At 73.6% G+C, this 14642-nt stretch carries 13 protein-coding genes; 7 read left to right on the top strand and 6 right to left on the bottom strand.

Features of this window, described 5'->3' with window-relative positions; translation table 11 throughout:
• Nucleotides 1-70: 70 nt before the first annotated feature.
• From ACFVDP_RS09165 to ACFVDP_RS09185, 5 genes are all read left to right on the top strand, one after another.
• Complete coding sequence (locus ACFVDP_RS09165) at nucleotides 71-262, top strand: hypothetical protein (RefSeq protein WP_383486076.1); 192 nt, start codon at nucleotides 71-73, stop codon at nucleotides 260-262.
• Complete coding sequence (locus ACFVDP_RS09170) at nucleotides 259-1215, top strand: DUF6286 domain-containing protein (RefSeq protein ID WP_383485692.1); 957 nt, start codon at nucleotides 259-261, stop codon at nucleotides 1213-1215. Before ACFVDP_RS09165 ends, ACFVDP_RS09170 begins: the two co-directional genes overlap by 4 nt.
• The gene (locus tag ACFVDP_RS09175; RefSeq protein ID WP_383485695.1) at nucleotides 1215-1796 is read left to right on the top strand and encodes a hypothetical protein; all 582 of its coding nucleotides are present in this window, start codon (nucleotides 1215-1217) and stop codon (nucleotides 1794-1796) included. The genes ACFVDP_RS09170 and ACFVDP_RS09175 overlap by 1 nt, the downstream gene beginning before the upstream one ends.
• The gene (locus ACFVDP_RS09180) at nucleotides 1786-2694 is read left to right on the top strand and encodes a YihY/virulence factor BrkB family protein (RefSeq protein WP_383485698.1); all 909 of its coding nucleotides are present in this window, start codon (nucleotides 1786-1788) and stop codon (nucleotides 2692-2694) included. The genes ACFVDP_RS09175 and ACFVDP_RS09180 overlap by 11 nt, the downstream gene beginning before the upstream one ends.
• A gap of 158 nt (nucleotides 2695-2852) precedes the next feature.
• Nucleotides 2853-5660 carry an AAA family ATPase gene (locus tag ACFVDP_RS09185; protein ID WP_383485701.1) on the top strand — a complete coding sequence of 936 codons (2808 nt, stop codon included), beginning with the start codon at nucleotides 2853-2855 and terminating at the stop codon, nucleotides 5658-5660.
• An 81-nt stretch (nucleotides 5661-5741) separates the two neighbouring features.
• Here ACFVDP_RS09185 and ACFVDP_RS09190 read toward each other — a convergent pair whose 3' ends face one another.
• Both ACFVDP_RS09190 and ACFVDP_RS09195 read right to left on the bottom strand, forming a co-directional pair.
• The gene (locus ACFVDP_RS09190; protein WP_383485704.1) at nucleotides 5742-8483 is read right to left on the bottom strand and encodes an AAA family ATPase; all 2742 of its coding nucleotides are present in this window, start codon (nucleotides 8481-8483) and stop codon (nucleotides 5742-5744) included.
• 204 nt (nucleotides 8484-8687) lie between these two features.
• The gene (locus ACFVDP_RS09195; RefSeq protein WP_383485707.1) at nucleotides 8688-9125 is read right to left on the bottom strand and encodes a hypothetical protein; all 438 of its coding nucleotides are present in this window, start codon (nucleotides 9123-9125) and stop codon (nucleotides 8688-8690) included.
• 255 nt (nucleotides 9126-9380) lie between these two features.
• On the opposite strand from ACFVDP_RS09195, the gene ACFVDP_RS09200 reads away from it, so the two are divergent.
• Complete coding sequence (locus ACFVDP_RS09200) at nucleotides 9381-9956, top strand: TetR/AcrR family transcriptional regulator (protein WP_383485710.1); 576 nt, start codon at nucleotides 9381-9383, stop codon at nucleotides 9954-9956.
• Nucleotides 9957-10042: 86 nt separating this feature from the next.
• On the opposite strand, the gene ACFVDP_RS09205 is transcribed toward ACFVDP_RS09200, so the two are convergent.
• Together ACFVDP_RS09205 and ACFVDP_RS09210 are read right to left on the bottom strand one after the other, a co-directional pair.
• A complete protein-coding gene (locus ACFVDP_RS09205) occupies nucleotides 10043-11317 on the bottom strand; it encodes a helix-turn-helix domain-containing protein (RefSeq protein ID WP_383485713.1) in 1275 nt (424 codons plus the stop codon).
• 147 nt (nucleotides 11318-11464) lie between these two features.
• Complete coding sequence (locus ACFVDP_RS09210) at nucleotides 11465-12343, bottom strand: helix-turn-helix domain-containing protein (protein WP_383485716.1); 879 nt, start codon at nucleotides 12341-12343, stop codon at nucleotides 11465-11467.
• Nucleotides 12344-12509: 166 nt separating this feature from the next.
• Between ACFVDP_RS09210 and ACFVDP_RS09215 the strand changes: the two genes are divergently transcribed.
• Nucleotides 12510-12839 carry a helix-turn-helix transcriptional regulator gene (locus ACFVDP_RS09215; RefSeq protein WP_383485719.1) on the top strand — a complete coding sequence of 110 codons (330 nt, stop codon included), beginning with the start codon at nucleotides 12510-12512 and terminating at the stop codon, nucleotides 12837-12839.
• 24 nt (nucleotides 12840-12863) lie between these two features.
• On the opposite strand, the gene ACFVDP_RS09220 is transcribed toward ACFVDP_RS09215, so the two are convergent.
• Both ACFVDP_RS09220 and ACFVDP_RS09225 read right to left on the bottom strand, forming a co-directional pair.
• A complete protein-coding gene (locus ACFVDP_RS09220; protein ID WP_383485722.1) occupies nucleotides 12864-13058 on the bottom strand; it encodes a hypothetical protein in 195 nt (64 codons plus the stop codon).
• 140 nt (nucleotides 13059-13198) lie between these two features.
• Nucleotides 13199-14635 carry a dihydrolipoyl dehydrogenase family protein gene (locus ACFVDP_RS09225; RefSeq protein ID WP_383485725.1) on the bottom strand — a complete coding sequence of 479 codons (1437 nt, stop codon included), beginning with the start codon at nucleotides 14633-14635 and terminating at the stop codon, nucleotides 13199-13201.
• Nucleotides 14636-14642 lie beyond the last annotated feature (7 nt).

Here is a 14642-nt window from a genome sequence, read left to right on the forward strand (position 1 = left end):
GGTCCGCGGTGCACAGCAGTCGGCGGACCGGTGACCGGCGCGTGAGAGCGCCGGGCGAGAGGGGATGAAAGTGGCAGGGAGCAGGGCGTTCGTCGGGATGGCCGTCGGCATGGCGCTGGCCTTCGCGGGATATTTCGGAGGCTTCGGGGCGTTCCTGCTCGTGGCCGCCCTCGGCGGTCTGGGCGCCGCGGCGGGCCACTGGGCCGACGGCGGCGGCCGCCTCCAGGACCTGCGTGACGTCTATGAGCGGAGCCGTCGATGACCGCGGCCGCTCAGCGGGGCACGACGGTCGTGTCCGAGCGGGCGGTCCGCAAGATCGCCGAGCGGGCCGCCGTCGAGGCCGCACCGGCCGGGGCCCGGCCGGTCAAGGGCACCGCGAAGGGTTCGGCGACCGTACGCGGTCGACGCGCGGACGTCGCACTCGATGTCGCTCTGCCCTGTCAGGCGTCGCTGTCCGAAGCGGTCCGCCACATGCAGTCCCATGTCTCGGCCCGCACCGGGGAGTTGACGGGCCTGCGCGTCGACACCCCGCGCGTCGGAGTCACCACTCTCCTGCCCGCGCGACCCGGGTGGAACGCGCAGGGCGCCGACGCGCCGCCGTCCGCCGAGCGGACGCCGCTGCGGTGGTGGTCGCCGCGCAGACTGCCGACGGGCCTGCTCACGCTGGCCGGCACCGCGGTCTGCGGCGCTCTGGCGCTCGACCTGATCCTGGTGCACCTCGCGCACCGTCCCGCAGCGCTGTGGCGCACGGAGTCCCTGCACTGGCTGACGGGGCACGGCTCCGCCGATCCGGCCGTGCGCGCCGGGGCCGGTCTGCTCGCCGTGCTCGGTGTCCTGATGATCTTCTTTGCGCTCGCGCCGGGCCGTCGGCGACTGCTCACCGTGTCCTCGTCCGATCCGCGGGTGCGGGCCGCCGTGGACCGTGCGGCGCTCGCGCTCCTGGTGCGCGACGCGGTCGGCGACGTGCCGGGGATCGGCCCCGTACGTGTGCGGGTGGGACGTCGGCGCGCCGCGGTGCGGGCCCGGCTCGCTTTCGGGGACCGGGAGACGGCGCGGGGCTCGGCGCAGGAGGCGGCACGTGGCGTGCTGGACTCGTGCGGTCTGCGGCGTCCCTTGAAGCTGCGGGTCAGGGTCAGGCCGGACGACTCCTGGGAGCCCGCCGGCCCGCCTCGTCCCCCGGCGCCGGACACATCTGTCGAAGGAGAGCGGCCCTGATGCCCCGCAGCCGAACGATCCTCAACCGGCTCACGCTCGCCCTGGCCGGCGCGGTGCTGCTCGCGGCAGCCGCCTGGCTGTCGGCGGGCAGCGCACCGTGGGCCCCCGGTCTGCCGGGCCGGTGGCCCGCTCCCGGTCCGCACACCTCGATCGTGTCCGCCGACCGGCTCACCTCGCTGCGCGAGCAGGGCTGGTGGACGCCGACCGTCATGGCGGTGTCGATCGTCGCGACACTGCTCCTCGCCTGCGTGAGCGTGCGCCAGCTGCGCAGCGGGTTCCGCCGGCTGCTGCCACTGACCGCGCCGCACAGCGCCCTGCGGACCCGGGCGCTGGAGGACAGCCTCACGCGCCGGGCGACGGCCGTCGACGGGGTCGCGGACTGTCGCGCCCGCGCGCGCGTGCGCAAGCAGCGGCTGGATGTCGTCCTGCGGGTACGTCTTCGGGCGGACACCTCTCCCCACACCGTGCTGCCCGCCCTCACCGGACTCGCCAGTGACACGGAAACCGTGCTCAGCCCTTACGGTTTCCGCATGCACATCCGGTTCACCAGCCGCTCTCACCGAAGGCCTCATGTCCGCTGAACCACACGCCCCCGCCAGCCGTCCACGCTCGCTCACCGCGAGATGGCGGGCCGCCCGCTTTCCCGCGGAGTGGCGGACCGCTCTGCGCCGCACCCCGGTATCGATGTGGCGCGACGACGTGTCGGACTACGCGGCCGCGCTCACCTACTACGCGATCCTCGCCGTGCTGCCCTCGCTGCTGGTCACCGTCATCGGCTTCAGCCTGATCAGTCCGGGCACGGCGGAGGCCTTCGTCGCCCATGTCACCGCCTACGCGCCGGCGCAGTCGGGCACACAGCTCCACGACGTGCTGTCCCGGACCCTCAAGGGCGGCACGGCGGCGTGGACGCTGCTGGTCGCCGGTGCGGTGAGCGGGCTGTGGTCCGCGTCCAGCTATCTCGCGGTGTTCCGTCGCGCGCTGCACCGCATGCACCGGGTGGCCGACCGGCGCTCGCCCTGGCACAAGGCCCACCGCATCGTGATCACCGCCCTGGCGCTGCTCGGCCTGCTCGTCCTCAGCTCCCTCGTGCTGCTGCTGACCGGGCCCGTCGCCGAGAGCCTCGGCCGCACTCTCGGCCTCGGCACCGAGGCGGCGTGGGCCTGGAGTCTTCTGCGCTGGCCGGTGCTTCTGGCGGTGGTCGCCCTGCTGGTCGTCATCGTTTTCCACACCGGCCCCGTGGCGGCGCGGGTCCGCGCCCACAGCATCCCCGGCGGCATTCTGGCGTCCGCCCTGTGGCTCTGCGTCTCCGCCGGGTTCGCCCTCTACGCCTCCGCGCTGAGCACGTACAGCAGGCTCTACGGGTCTCTCGCCGGGGCCGTGGTCTTCCTGATCTGGCTGTGGCTGACCAATCTGGCGCTGCTCGCCGGCGCGCAGTTCACGGCCGAGCTCACCGCGCAGGAGCAGCGAATCGACAGTTGACCGGCGGCGGGGTGGACGGCCCGGCAGGGGCGCGCCGGGCAAGCTGCATGCGAACTGCCTGTTGTCGCGCGGCGTCGTCCGGTGGGATGGGAACCACGACAAGAGGGTTCCCCGTGGTGCGGTAGGGATCGCTCGATGTCCTGGAACAGGGAGCACCCATGAACACCCGGATCGACACCTTGTCCACCGCGGGGCCGGACTCCGGCCGCCGCGCCCCGCAGCCCGTCGGCGCACCGGACCACGCTCCGGCGGGGCGGGCCCGGCTCGTCGGCCGCGACGCCGAACTGGCCCAGCTGCGGACGTTCGTGCGGGACGCGTCGGCGAGCGGGGCGGCCCGCGTCGTGCGCGGCGCCGCCGGATCGGGCAAGTCGGAGCTGCTGGAGGCGGTCGTCGCGCTGGGGACGGAAGCGGGGATGTCCGTCCTGCGCTGCTCGGGCGTCCGGGGCAGTGTCCCCTCCGACCTGTCGGGCCTGCTGCAGATGCTCTGGCCCCTTCTCGGGGACGCGCACCTGGCGTCGGGCAGCGGGCAGCTGCGGGCTCTGGAAACGCTGCTCGTCGACGGGGCGCCCGGTCGGCGGGACCGGGACCGGTTGCCGTTCACCGTGCTCAAGGTCCTGGAGTCGGTCAGCGCCGTACGTCCGCTGCTGGTCGCGGTCGACGACTGGGACGCGCTGGACCCGCCCAGCGCCGATGTGCTCACGTTCGTCGCCCGCCGCACCGACGGGCATCCGCTGGGCCTGCTGATGACGTCCCGCACGCATCCCGCGCCTCCCCTGTCGCCGGCAGGGCTCCCGGTCCTGTCCCTCGGCCCGATGACTCCGGCCGAGGCCGCCGCACTGCTGGCCGCGCGGCGCCCCGGTCACGATCCGCAGGCCGTGCGCGACCTGATGGCGCGGGCGGCCGGGAACCCTCTCGCGCTCCTGGAACTGCCCGCCCACACCGACGACCCCCTCCCTCATCTGCCCGCCTCCTCCGACCGGTTGGCGTCCGCCCTGGCACCCGGCGCCGCGCGGCTCCCGGCGGCCACGCGTGATCTGCTTCTGGTGGCGGCGCTGCATCCGACGGCGGACATTGCGCTGCTGCTCTCGGCGACGTCCCGGATGCGCGGCCGAGGAGCGCTCGACTTCTCCGCCGTGGAGCCCGCCGAGCGCCAAAGGCTCGTCGTCTTCGACGGCATGCGCATGGACTTCAGCCATCCCGCCGTGGCCGGTGCCGTGGCGCACGGCACCGGCGGGCGCCACTGCCGTCGCGCGCACGCCGCGCTCGCCGCGGAACTCACCCGCGACTCCGTGCGGCAGCTGTGGCATCTGTCCCAGTCGGTGCAGGGCCCCGACCCGCAGCTCGCCGCCCGGCTGGAGGACGTCCACCGCTCGGCCCTGCGGCAGAACGAACCCGCCATGGCCCTGAGCCTGCTGCGGCGGGCGGCCGGTCTGTACAGCGCGCCGCGGGACCAGGGGCGCTGTCTGCTGCGGGCCGCCCAACTCGCCCACGGCGCCGGGTGGGCGCGCACGGCACGGTCGCTCGCGCGCCGCGCGCTCTGCCATCCGCTCGGGCCGCTCGGCTCCCTGTACGCCGAGACCCTGACGCAGTTCGACGGCGACGGTTCCGCCCGGCCGGCGGACCCGGCCCGCTGGCCTCGGCCGGTGGGGGCGGCCGAGGTGGACAGCGCCCTGGAACTCGCCCACCTCGTCGCGCCCCTGGTCACCGACGACCGGGAGCGGGCGGACGCCCTCCTCGCCTATCTCGACGCCCTGCCGTCGGACGTCGCCCGCGATCCGCGGCTGCTGCACGCGATGGCGAGCGCGGCGCCGGTCCGCCGAGCGGCCACGGTCCTCGCGCGGCTGGCGGACCGTGGTCCTGACATCGTTGCCATCACGGATCTCGAACGGCTGGGCGAGGCAGCGCTGCGGGCCGGCGCACCGCTCGAATCGCTGGAGCTGCACCGGCAGGCGGAGCGGCTCTGCCTGTTCCACGACCTGCCCGACCGGCTTCCTTCCGCTGTACTCCGGCAGGGGCTCGCGCACCTGGTCACGGGTGACTGGGGCCAGGCCGAGACGGCGTTCCGCCGCTCCCGTGAGGAGGCCGATGAGCGCGCGCTCGGCGCCGACAGGGCCGCGGCGGAGATCCTCGAACGCCTCACGTGTGCGCTGCGTACGGGCACGGTGCCGGAGCCGGCCGACACCGCGGCCCTCGCTGCGGGGCGGGTGTCGGTGAGCGCGCTGGACGAGATCGTCGCCGTCGGCACCGGGTGGGCGCAGGTCGAGAGCGGGGACGTGGCCGCCGGTCACGCCGCTCTCTCGCGTCTTCTCGCCGACCCCGCACGCTGCACTCCCGCACTGTTCGCCCTCGTGGTGTTCGCGGAGGCGGCCGCCGCCGTGAACGAGCCCGGGGCGGCGCGCACCCGGCTGCTGACGCTGGAACAGGACCTGGGGCCGGAGCGGGCCCCCCTCGTCGCGGTCGAGCTGGCCGTGGGCCAGGCGATCCTGGCGGCCGACGACGAGGCATCGACCCTGTACGAGCGGGCCTTCCACATGGATCTGGCGCATCGGCCGTTCCTGGAGGCGTCGTTGCGGCTGGCCCACGGGCGGTGGCTGCGCCGCCGGCACGAGTTCACCGATTCACGGGTGACGCTGCGTCAGGCGGCGGCCACCTTCGCCATGATGGGTGCCGAGGCCCGCGTCTCGCGGATCACCGAGGAGCTACGGGCTTCGGGGCAGCGGACGGACTCCTTCGCCGCGGCCTCCTCGCGCCCGGCCCCGGCGGCCGGGCTGCTCAGCGCGCAGGAACTGCGGATCGCCCGGCTCGCGGGACGGGGCCTGTCCAACCGCCAGATCGGCCAGGAACTCGGCCTCTCCCCGAGGACCATCGGCGCCTACCTCTACCGGATCTTCCCTCGGCTCGGTGTGACGGCGCGGGCCCAGTTGTCCGGTGTGCTGCGATCGGCCGACGGGGACGCCGAGGCCTAGGCAGCCCGGCGCCGGCCGGCCAGGGCGGTCCGCGCCTCCGGCCGGGGCCCTCTGATCGACGTACAGGGATCTCGTCGGTGGTCAGTGCAGGTCTGTCCGCTCCGCCAGCTGGGCGCGGGAGTTGACGCCGAGCTTGGGGAAGATCTGGTACAGGTGTGAGGCCACCGTGCGGGCGGACAGGTGGAGTTGTTCGCCGATGGCGCGGTTGGTCAGGCCGTCGGCGGCGAGGCGCGCGATCGTGCGCTGTTGCGGGGAGAGCGCTGTGACGGGGCTGTCCTGGTCGGGACCGGTGTCGGTGTGCCCCGCGGCCCTCAGCTCCGAGGCGGCGAGGTCGGCCCGGGAGGTGGCGCCGAGGGACCGGAAGAGGGACTCGGCGACGGTGAGGGGTGCGCGGGACTCGACGACGCGGCGGCGGCGCCTGAGCCACACGCCGTGGCTCAGGCGGGTCATGGCGTGCAGCAGGGGCCATTGGGCGATGTCGCCGTCGAGGGCCGCGCGGTAGCGGTGTTCGGCCTCCTCGTCCGGCGCGAGGGCCGCGTCGGCGTAGGCGAGGATCTGCCGGAGCAGTGGTGCCCGTCCGCTCTTGGTCCGGTCGGCGATCTCCTTGACGACGGTTCTGGCGTCCTCGGCCTCGCCTGCGGGCAGGGCGGCTTCGACGAAGAAGGCCAGGCCCCAGAACTGCTGGAACGAGTAGGGCGTGGTCAGTTCGGTGAACGACGAGCGCAGTTGGGTGTAGGCGTCGGCGTAGCGTCCCGATCCGGAGGCGGTCAGTACGCGGGTGAGCGTGGCGAGGTTGAGGTGCTGGCCCTGGCCGAGGTGCCGGGAGGCCCCCTCGATGGCCGCCGCGCGTTCCAGCGCCTTGTCGTGGTGGCCCTGGAGCGCTTCGATGAGGCCCTGGGCGCCGGTGGCGCGGGCCCCGTAGTTGTCGAGCCGCAGCCGGGTGGCGATGGTCCGGGCCTCGTCGGCCATGGCGTGTGCGGTCTGCCATTGGGCGCCGCGCCAGATCTCGCCCAGGGCCCGTGCTCCGAGAATGTGCGGGAGCCGTCCGTGGCGTCCGCTCGCTCGGGCGGCCCGCTCGGCGGCTTCGAGGAGTTCCCCGGACCGTTCGAGGTCGCCGGTGAGGTGGGCGACCTGGCCGAGGATGAGCTGCTCGTCGGGGGTGGGCGGCTCCGACGCGCGCAGGGGTACGTGGCTGATCGAGAGCGGGTCGGTGAGGGCCAGGGCGGCGAGTTCGCGCGGCTTCCAGGGTGGGGTGCGCAGGCCTTTCAGGGTGTCGACGACCAGGTCCCGTTCGCGTGCGGCGGCCTGTTCCCACCAGCACCGGCCCGCGGCGGCGTGCAGGAGTTTCCGCGCGAGCTCCGGCTGGGAGGCGGCCACCGACCCGGCGGCGGCACAGAGTTGGCCGATCCGTTCGGCGCCCACCGGAGGGTTGCCGGGCAGGAGGTCGTGGAGCCACAGGAGCATGGCCCGGCCGAGATCGCCGAGTTCGGCGGGGTCGATGCCGCGCGCGTACTGACGGGCCTGCTCGCCGAGGCCGTAGTGGCAGGCCAGTTCGGCGGCGCGCAGCAGCCGGTCCGCCCGGCGCTCGGGGTCCGGGGAGAGGCGGGCGGCGGTGTCGAGTGCGGCGAGCGCGACCAGCAGCGCGGTGTCGGGCCAGGGGCCCGCAGCGAGTGCTTCGACCCGCTGGGCCAGTTCCTCGTCGGTGCCGGTCGCGCACTGGGCCGCGTGCCAGGCGGCGCGGGCGGGGTCGGCGATGCTGTCGCCGAGCGCCGCGTGCGCGCTCATGCGCCGGGTCGCGGGCTCCCGGTGCAGGGCGGCGACGCGCAGCAGGGGCTGCGTGAACCGCAGGTGGCCGTTCTCCTCGGTGACGAGACCTTGCGCGACGACCTCGTCGAGGCCTGCTCGCGCGTGTTGTACGCCGCCGAGCAGGCGGGTGCCCGCGTCGACGATCTCCCGGACGAGGGGGGAGGTGCTCAGTGCCGCGGTGAGGAGTACACCGCTGCCCCGGGCCGACAGGGCCCCCAGGTCGTCGGCGTAGGCGTCGGCCAGGCGCGGGCTCGCCGGCAGCATGCCGAACCCGGCCGCTTCGCGCAGGCCGTTGCCGCTGAGGGACAGTTCGGTGAGGGCTAGGGGGTTGCCCCGGGCCACGGCGAGGACGAGTTCTTCCTCGGTGTGTGCCCGCGCCCGGCCCCGGCGGCGCACGAGGTCACGGGCGTGGGGTGTGGGGAGCGGGGAGAGGGCGGCGGTGAGGACGTCCTTCGGGAGCGGGCCGACAGCCGCGTCCGTCGGGCGCGGGCCGGTGGGGTCGGCGCGCTCGGTGATGATGATGCCGACCCGGGTGTCGCGGCACAGGTGGGCGATCGCGCGGAGGGTGTCCCGGCTGGCGGGGTCGAGCCGGTCGAGGTCGTCGACGCAGACGAGCACGGGTCCCGGGGCCCGGGTGATCAGCATCAGCGCCGCGCGGGCCAGGACCGTCGACTCGGGTTCGGTGCTGTCCTCGCCGAACGCCGAGGCCAGCGCGGCGCGTTCGGCTCCCGGCAGGGCCACGGCATGGGGCAGGAGGGGGTGGAGCAGCCCGTGCAGCGCGGCATGGCCGAGGTCCCGCTCGGCCGGGGCCCAGGTCACCGACAGGACGGGGATGCCCCGCTGCGCCGCCGCCTGTGCGGCGAAGCGGACGAGCGCGGTCTTCCCCGAGCCCGGTCCGCCGCTGAGGTGCAGCACCCGGCCGCTGTCGGGCAGGGCGTCCAGCACCGCTCTCACCAGGTCGCACTCGTGGGCGCGGCCGATCAGAGCCGTGTCGTCGGACTGTCTGTGCGCGCCCATGACGCCCTCCCCTGCCCCGGCGCTCCCCCACGGAGCCACAAGTGTGTCACCGCCCTGCCGGACAGTTCCATGGATCCGGGGCCCGGCCGACTGGGTGTGCTGCAAAGTGTGATGTGTCGTGCGTATCCGGGCGGTGTGACACCTGGCGGTGCGACCGCTCCCGGGCCCCCTGGGATGCTACCAGTCAGGTGTGCACACCGGAGGTCACATGTCGGCCGCGGCGGAGCCGGCCCCCGGCGTGCTCTCGCCGGTGACCGCGCTGTACAGGGCGCGGATGCTGACGTCGGGTCCGTGCTCCAGACGCCGGAAGACCCAGTCGACGGGGTGGCAGCGGCGCGGCCCGGGCAGTTCCACGGCGAGGGGAACCGTGTGCTGCGTGGCGGGACCATGACGCCAGGTTCCGCCCGCGTGCCGGACCAGGATCTCACCCACGTAGCAGCCGAACTCCGCGAGGGACTCGGCCATCTCGTCGCAGGTGGCCCCGTCGCTGCGGAAGCTGTCGATGATCTCTTCGACGAGTTCGATGCTGCTCGGGCTGTAGTCCAGCTCGGCGCCGCTGATGTCCAGTGCGGCCTCGACGACCGCCGCCGCATGCCGAGGTGCGCTGTCGGGTTCCAGCGGATACTTCAGATGCAGGTGCATGTGTGTCCTCGGACCGTTTCCGTCGATGCCCTGGGGGCCGGCCACGGGTCCCTGGCCGGGCGGGCGACTGAGCAAGTGTGCGGGCACTACCATGCCGACCCGGAAGGCCGGAAGTACAGCCCCGCCGAATACTTCACGCGTTAATTTAAGAACCTGCACAGGTCGGAGCAGGTATGCAGTCGATCGACTCATGCCGTCCGCGGGGCGGGTCTGCGACAGTCGAGTCCGCGTGACACCTGGACGAAGAGGACACACATGGCTCGCCCCCGTGGATTCGACACCGACCTGGCAGTGGAGCGGGCCATGCGTCTCTTCCGCCGGCAGGGCTACCAGGCGACGTCGCTGCCGCAGCTGACGGCGCGGCTGCACCTCGGCAGCGGCAGCCTGTACGCGGCGTTCGGCTCGAAGGATGGGCTCTACGCGCGGGCGCTCGACCACTACTGCACGGACCTGGTCCGGCATCTCGCGGAGCACTTACGGGCCGACGACGACATTCGCGCGACGGTGCGGGAGTTGCTGCTCGTGCTGGCGGCCTCGGACCTCGCGGACCCGGAGCAGGGCTGCCTGCTGGTCAACGCGGCCACCGAACGCGCGGGGCACACCTCGACGGTGGAGCGGGTGCGGGCGGCCATGGCCGCCGTGGAGCGCGTGCTCTCCGACGCCCTGCGGCGGGCGCAGGCGCGGGGTGAGCTGGACGCCGCGCACGACCCGGTGGAGCTGGCCCGCTTCCTGACCACGTTCGTACAGGGGCTGCATGTCATGGGCAACGCGCGGGCCGACCGGGTCTTTCTGGAGTCGGCCGTCGCCGGGGCGCTGCGTGCGCTGGACTGAGGGCCGACATGGTCGACGACACGAGGCGCGTGGTGGGCCGGCGCGAGGCGGTCCCGTACACCGCGCGAGCCGTGGTCGCCAGGGGCTCACTCGTCGGCATCGTCCGCCTGCCCGGCCAGTTCGGCCAGCTCGCTGCCGTAGGCCCGGACCAGATCGTGCAGGACATGGCGGCCGTCGGCGTCCCGTGAGATCAGCCCGGCCGCGGTCAGTTCACGCAGGTGGCGGCGCGCCTCCCGCATCTCCACCGCGGCGAGGGCGGCGGCGGCCTCCGTGGACACGGTGGGCCCGGGGTGGAGCACCAGGTGCCGGAAGAACCGGGCCGTCGCGTCGTCGAGTGTCCGGTACGAGCAGGAGAAGGCGGCCCGGACGTCCACGCGTCGGTCGTCGGTGGTCAGGCCGTCCAGGCGTGGCCGGGTGGCGCGCAGTTCGGCGACGGCGAGGCGCAGTGGGAGTCGTGGTGCCGCGCCGAGCTGTGCGCCGACCACGGCGACGGCGAGCGGCAACAGGCCGCACAGTTCGACGAGTTCGGCGGCGGCCTCGGGTTCCGCGCGGCAGCGCGGTTCGCCGATCCGGGCGGCCAGGGCCGTACACGCCTCGTCCGGTGTCCACACGTCCAGATGGAGCACCGAGGCACCTTCGACCGCGGCGAGGCCGGACAACTGGTTGCGGGAGGTGATGACGGCGAGTGATCCCGCGGAGCCGGGCAGGAGCGGCCTGGCCTGCGCGGAGTCCCGCACATTGTCGAGTACGACGATCAGCTGCCGGGACGCGGTCCGGTCCCGGAACAGGGCGCTGCGCTGCTCGGTGCACGAAGGTATGTCGGCGCTCGGCACACCGAGCGCCCGCAGAAAGCCGCCGAGGGCCTCACCGGGGTCCAGGGGGTTTTCCGTCGCGTCGAAGCCGCGGCAGTCGACGTAGAGCTGGCCGTCGGGGAAGCGCTCCGCCGCGTGGTGCGCCCAGTGCACGGCGAGCGTGGTCTTGCCGATGCCGGCCATACCGGCGATCGCGGTGATACCGGTGTGTCCGCCGGGCGCCGTGGCGGGGTCGGTGAGTCTGTCGATCTCGGCCAGGTCCGCCGTCCGGCCGCGGAACACCATGAGGTCGGGCGGGAGCTGGCGGGGTACGACGGTCCGCGCCGTGCGTCGTGCGGCCGCGCGTGCCAGGCGGCGGCGCTCGTCGTCGTCCAGTCCGAGAGCGTCCATCAGTTCGCTCAGGGTCGACGGCCGCGGCAGGCTCTGCCCGCGCTCCATGTCGCTGATGGCCCGGCCGCTCACACCCGATGCTTCGGCAAGGCCCTCCATCGTCATCAGCGAGCGCTGCCGCGCCTCGCGCAGCAGTCGGCCGAACATCTTGTTGTCCATACCCACCTCGCCGGCCGGCGGCGCAGCGAAGCGCGCGCCGGAAAGCCCCGCACATGTTTCCAGGTCCGGCCAACTTAGCAGTTCTGGATCGATCGTTCACCGGACCGTCTCACATGTCGGGCGTTTCTTCGGCACACGTGTGAGTGGTCAGGCCGTCCGGTCACGCAGTGGCTCGTGGTCGACGGGATGTCCGGCGGTCCACGAGGTCAGGATGCGCAGGGCGTCGTACGACGGGCTGTCGGGTTCGGCGGTGAGCACCATGAGGCGCTGGCCGGACCCGTCGGGGCAGGCCCAGGTGTCGCAGTCGAGTGTGAGGTCGCCGACCAGAGGGTGCCGGTACTGCTTGGTGCCGTAGGTGGCGGTGATCACCCGGTGTTCGGCCCACCAGGTGCTGAAGTCCTTGTCGCGCACGGTCAGCTCTCCCACCAGCCGTGCGAGTTCCGGGTCGTCGGGATCCGTTGCCGCTTCCATGCGCAGGGCGGCGACGGCGTCGCGGGCGTCGTGGCGCCACTCCCGGTACAGGCCGCGGAAGCCGGGGTCGGTGAAGAGCAGATGGACGTAGTTGCGCCGGCCTCGCGGGAGCGCGGAGAAGTCGGTGTACAGGGCGGTGGCCGCCGCGTTCCAGGCCAGGACGTCGAGGCGTCGGCCGAGGACCAGGGCGGGTGTCTGGGTGAGCTGGTCCAGGAGCCGCAGCATCGCGGGGCGCGGGCGCTGCGGGGTCCTGCGGCGCGGGCGGGCGTCGGCGCGGCCGGCGAGGTCGTAGAGGTATGTCTGCTGGTCCTCGTCGAGCCGCAGCGCGCGGACCAGGGTGGCCAGGACCGCCGCGGACGCCCGGACGCGGCCCTGTTCGAGGCGCGTGTAGTAGTCGACACTGATCGCCGCCAGCCGGGCCACTTCCTCGCGCCGCAGTCCGGCGACCTTGCGGGGCGTGTCCGGGTCGGGCAGTCCGCAGGCCCCTGGCGTCAGCCGGGCCCGGCAGGCTTTGAGGAAAGCTCCGAGTTCGCGAGGGTCGGACACCGCAATCATCTTCCTTGAGTGGTGGTCGGTCGTCTCTTTGTGGGGGCAGCCCTATGGTGCCGCTGCCGGGAACCTCGGGGCGGCCCCATCGCGTCGGGCACTCGCTCCCCGCGACCATGGGACACGTCAGCGAACCGAACAGACCCGAACCGAACCGACAGGACAGGGAGCGAGCATGTCTTCCACGATGACGATGCCGATGACGATGACCGGCCGGACCGGCGCCACAGCGCCTGCGGCGCGATGGACCGTCTCGGGCACCCCCTGCCGGCTCACTCGCGGGGAGCGGCGGATCGCCGAACTGGCCGCGACCGGCTTGACGGTGGAGGAGATCGGCGAGCTGACCGGACTCCCCCGGAGAACCGTCAGCACGCAGTTGTACCGGATCCTCCCGAGGCTGGGTGTGACCACACGCGCCTCGGTGCGCGGCGCACTGGACAGGCTGGACGCCCCGCGTCCCGCCGACGGCACACGTGCCTGCGCGGAGGACGTCCCGCCGGCGTGAATCGTGAGCGCGGCGGCTCGCTGCTCACAGCCCGAGATCGAGGGCCAGGCACGAGTAGTAGTTCCACGAACCTTCGGGGTTGTAGCCGGACTTCGTCCTGGCGTCCGGGTCCGCCTCCACCTCCTCGGTCATCTCCTCGAAGCGGATCCGCTCGGGGAGCCTGCCGTACTTTGCGCTGCGTACCGCCGCGGCGGCGTCCATCGCGACTGCCTTGGGCATGACTCGTCTCTCTTTCGTGAGTTTCATGAGCCGTCGATCGCGTCCCGGTGACCACCTGGACCACCTGGACCACCTTCAGCTTGCACCCTCAGGCGTAACCAGTCAAGACGGTTACGCAGAGGAATGTGTGCGGCGCTTCGTCAGCCTCGGTACGTCTCCAGGAGGCGGAGCCACACCTCGCTGATCGTGGGGAACGCGGGGACGGCGTGCCAGAGGCGGTCGACGGGGGCCTCGGTGGCGATGGCGACGGTCGCGGAGTACAGGAGTTCCGCGACGCCCGGGCCGGCGAAGGTGGCTCCGACGACCGTGCGGCGCTCCGGGTCGATGAGGATCCGGGCCGTGCCGCGGTAGCCGGGTGTGTGCTGGTGGGCGCCCGCCACATTGCCGATCTCCTGATCGACGACATCGACACGGCGCCCGGTGCGCCCGGCCTCGGCCGTGGTGAGGCCGACGGCGGCGATCTCCGGTGAGGTGAAGACGACCTGCGGAACGGCCGCGGTGTCCGCGGTGCCGGTGTGCGGGCTCCAGGGTGTGCTGTCGAGTGCCGTGCCCTGTGCGCGGGCGGCGATGACGGCGCCGGCGATCCGGGCCTGGTACTTGCCCTGGTGGGTGAAGAGGGCGCGGGCGTTCACGTCGCCGACCGCGTAGAGCCAGTCGCCCGGGACGCCGGTGACGGTCAGCGTGTCGTCGACGGTCAGCCACTCGCCGGGGGTGCGGCCGACGGCCTCCAGGCCGATGTCGTCGGTACGCGGTGCGCGGCCGGTCGCGAACAGCAGCTCGTCGGCGAGGAGTTCCGTGCCGTCGGTCAGGGTGATCCGGACGGTGCCGTCGGGTCCCGCGTCGCGCACGGCTCGGGCCACACCGACACCGAGACGCACGTCGGCGCCTGCCGCGCCCAGCGCTTCGGCGACCAGCTGCCCGGCGAACGGCTCCATGCGGGGCAGGAGGCGGTCGCCGCGGGCGACCAGAGTGACCTGGCTCCCGAGGCCCTGCCAAGCGGTGGCCATCTCGGTTCCGACCACACCGGCGCCCACCACGACGAGCCGTTCGGGCACCTCTCGGGCGCTGGTGGCCTCCCGGCTGGTCCAGGGGCGGAGCTCGTCGAGTCCCGGCAGGTCCGGCAGCGCGGCGCGGCTGCCGGTGCACACGGCGACCGCGTGCCGCGCCTCCAGCAGGACGGTGACGCCTTCCGGGGTGTCCACGGCGACCCGGCGGGTTCCGGCTATCCGGCCGTGGCCCCGCAGGAGTTCGATGCCGGCCGACGCGAGCCACTCGACCTGGCCCGTGTCGTCCCAGTGCGCCGACATGCGGTCGCGGTGCGCGAGCACGGCCGCGGTGTCCAGCGGCCCCGCGACGGCCGGGTCCAGACCGGGGACCCGGCTCGCCTCGGCGCGCAGCAGGACCGGCCGCAACAGCGCCTTGCTGGGCTCGCAGGCCCAGTACGAGCATTCGCCGCCGACGAGTTCACTCTCGACGATCACCGTGCTGAGGCCGGCCGCGACGGCGCGGTCGGCGACGTTCTCGCCGACGGGTCCCGCGCCGATCACGATGACGTCGTAGATGTGGGCCGTCCCCATCGGGGAC

The organism is Streptomyces sp. NPDC057694 (genome assembly GCF_042799415.1).
Classification (GTDB): Bacteria; Actinomycetota; Actinomycetes; order Streptomycetales; family Streptomycetaceae; genus Streptomyces.

Excerpts from the sequence above, each read along its gene's own strand:
- ACFVDP_RS09170 (WP_383485692.1), top strand. The coding sequence starts at position 259 with ATGACCGCGGCCGCTCAGCGGGGCACGACGGTCGTGTCCGAGCGGGCG.
- ACFVDP_RS09175 (WP_383485695.1), top strand. The coding sequence starts at position 1,215 with ATGCCCCGCAGCCGAACGATCCTCAACCGGCTCACGCTCGCCCTGGCC.
- ACFVDP_RS09180 (WP_383485698.1), top strand. The coding sequence starts at position 1,786 with ATGTCCGCTGAACCACACGCCCCCGCCAGCCGTCCACGCTCGCTCACC.
- ACFVDP_RS09185 (WP_383485701.1), top strand. The coding sequence starts at position 2,853 with ATGAACACCCGGATCGACACCTTGTCCACCGCGGGGCCGGACTCCGGC.
- ACFVDP_RS09190 (WP_383485704.1), bottom strand. The coding sequence starts at position 8,483 with ATGGGCGCGCACAGACAGTCCGACGACACGGCTCTGATCGGCCGCGCC.
- ACFVDP_RS09195 (WP_383485707.1), bottom strand. The coding sequence starts at position 9,125 with ATGCACCTGCATCTGAAGTATCCGCTGGAACCCGACAGCGCACCTCGG.
- ACFVDP_RS09200 (WP_383485710.1), top strand. The coding sequence starts at position 9,381 with ATGGCTCGCCCCCGTGGATTCGACACCGACCTGGCAGTGGAGCGGGCC.
- ACFVDP_RS09205 (WP_383485713.1), bottom strand. The coding sequence starts at position 11,317 with ATGGACAACAAGATGTTCGGCCGACTGCTGCGCGAGGCGCGGCAGCGC.
- ACFVDP_RS09210 (WP_383485716.1), bottom strand. The coding sequence starts at position 12,343 with ATGATTGCGGTGTCCGACCCTCGCGAACTCGGAGCTTTCCTCAAAGCC.
- ACFVDP_RS09215 (WP_383485719.1), top strand. The coding sequence starts at position 12,510 with ATGTCTTCCACGATGACGATGCCGATGACGATGACCGGCCGGACCGGC.
- ACFVDP_RS09220 (WP_383485722.1), bottom strand. The coding sequence starts at position 13,058 with ATGCCCAAGGCAGTCGCGATGGACGCCGCCGCGGCGGTACGCAGCGCA.
- ACFVDP_RS09225 (WP_383485725.1), bottom strand. The coding sequence starts at position 14,635 with ATGGGGACGGCCCACATCTACGACGTCATCGTGATCGGCGCGGGACCC.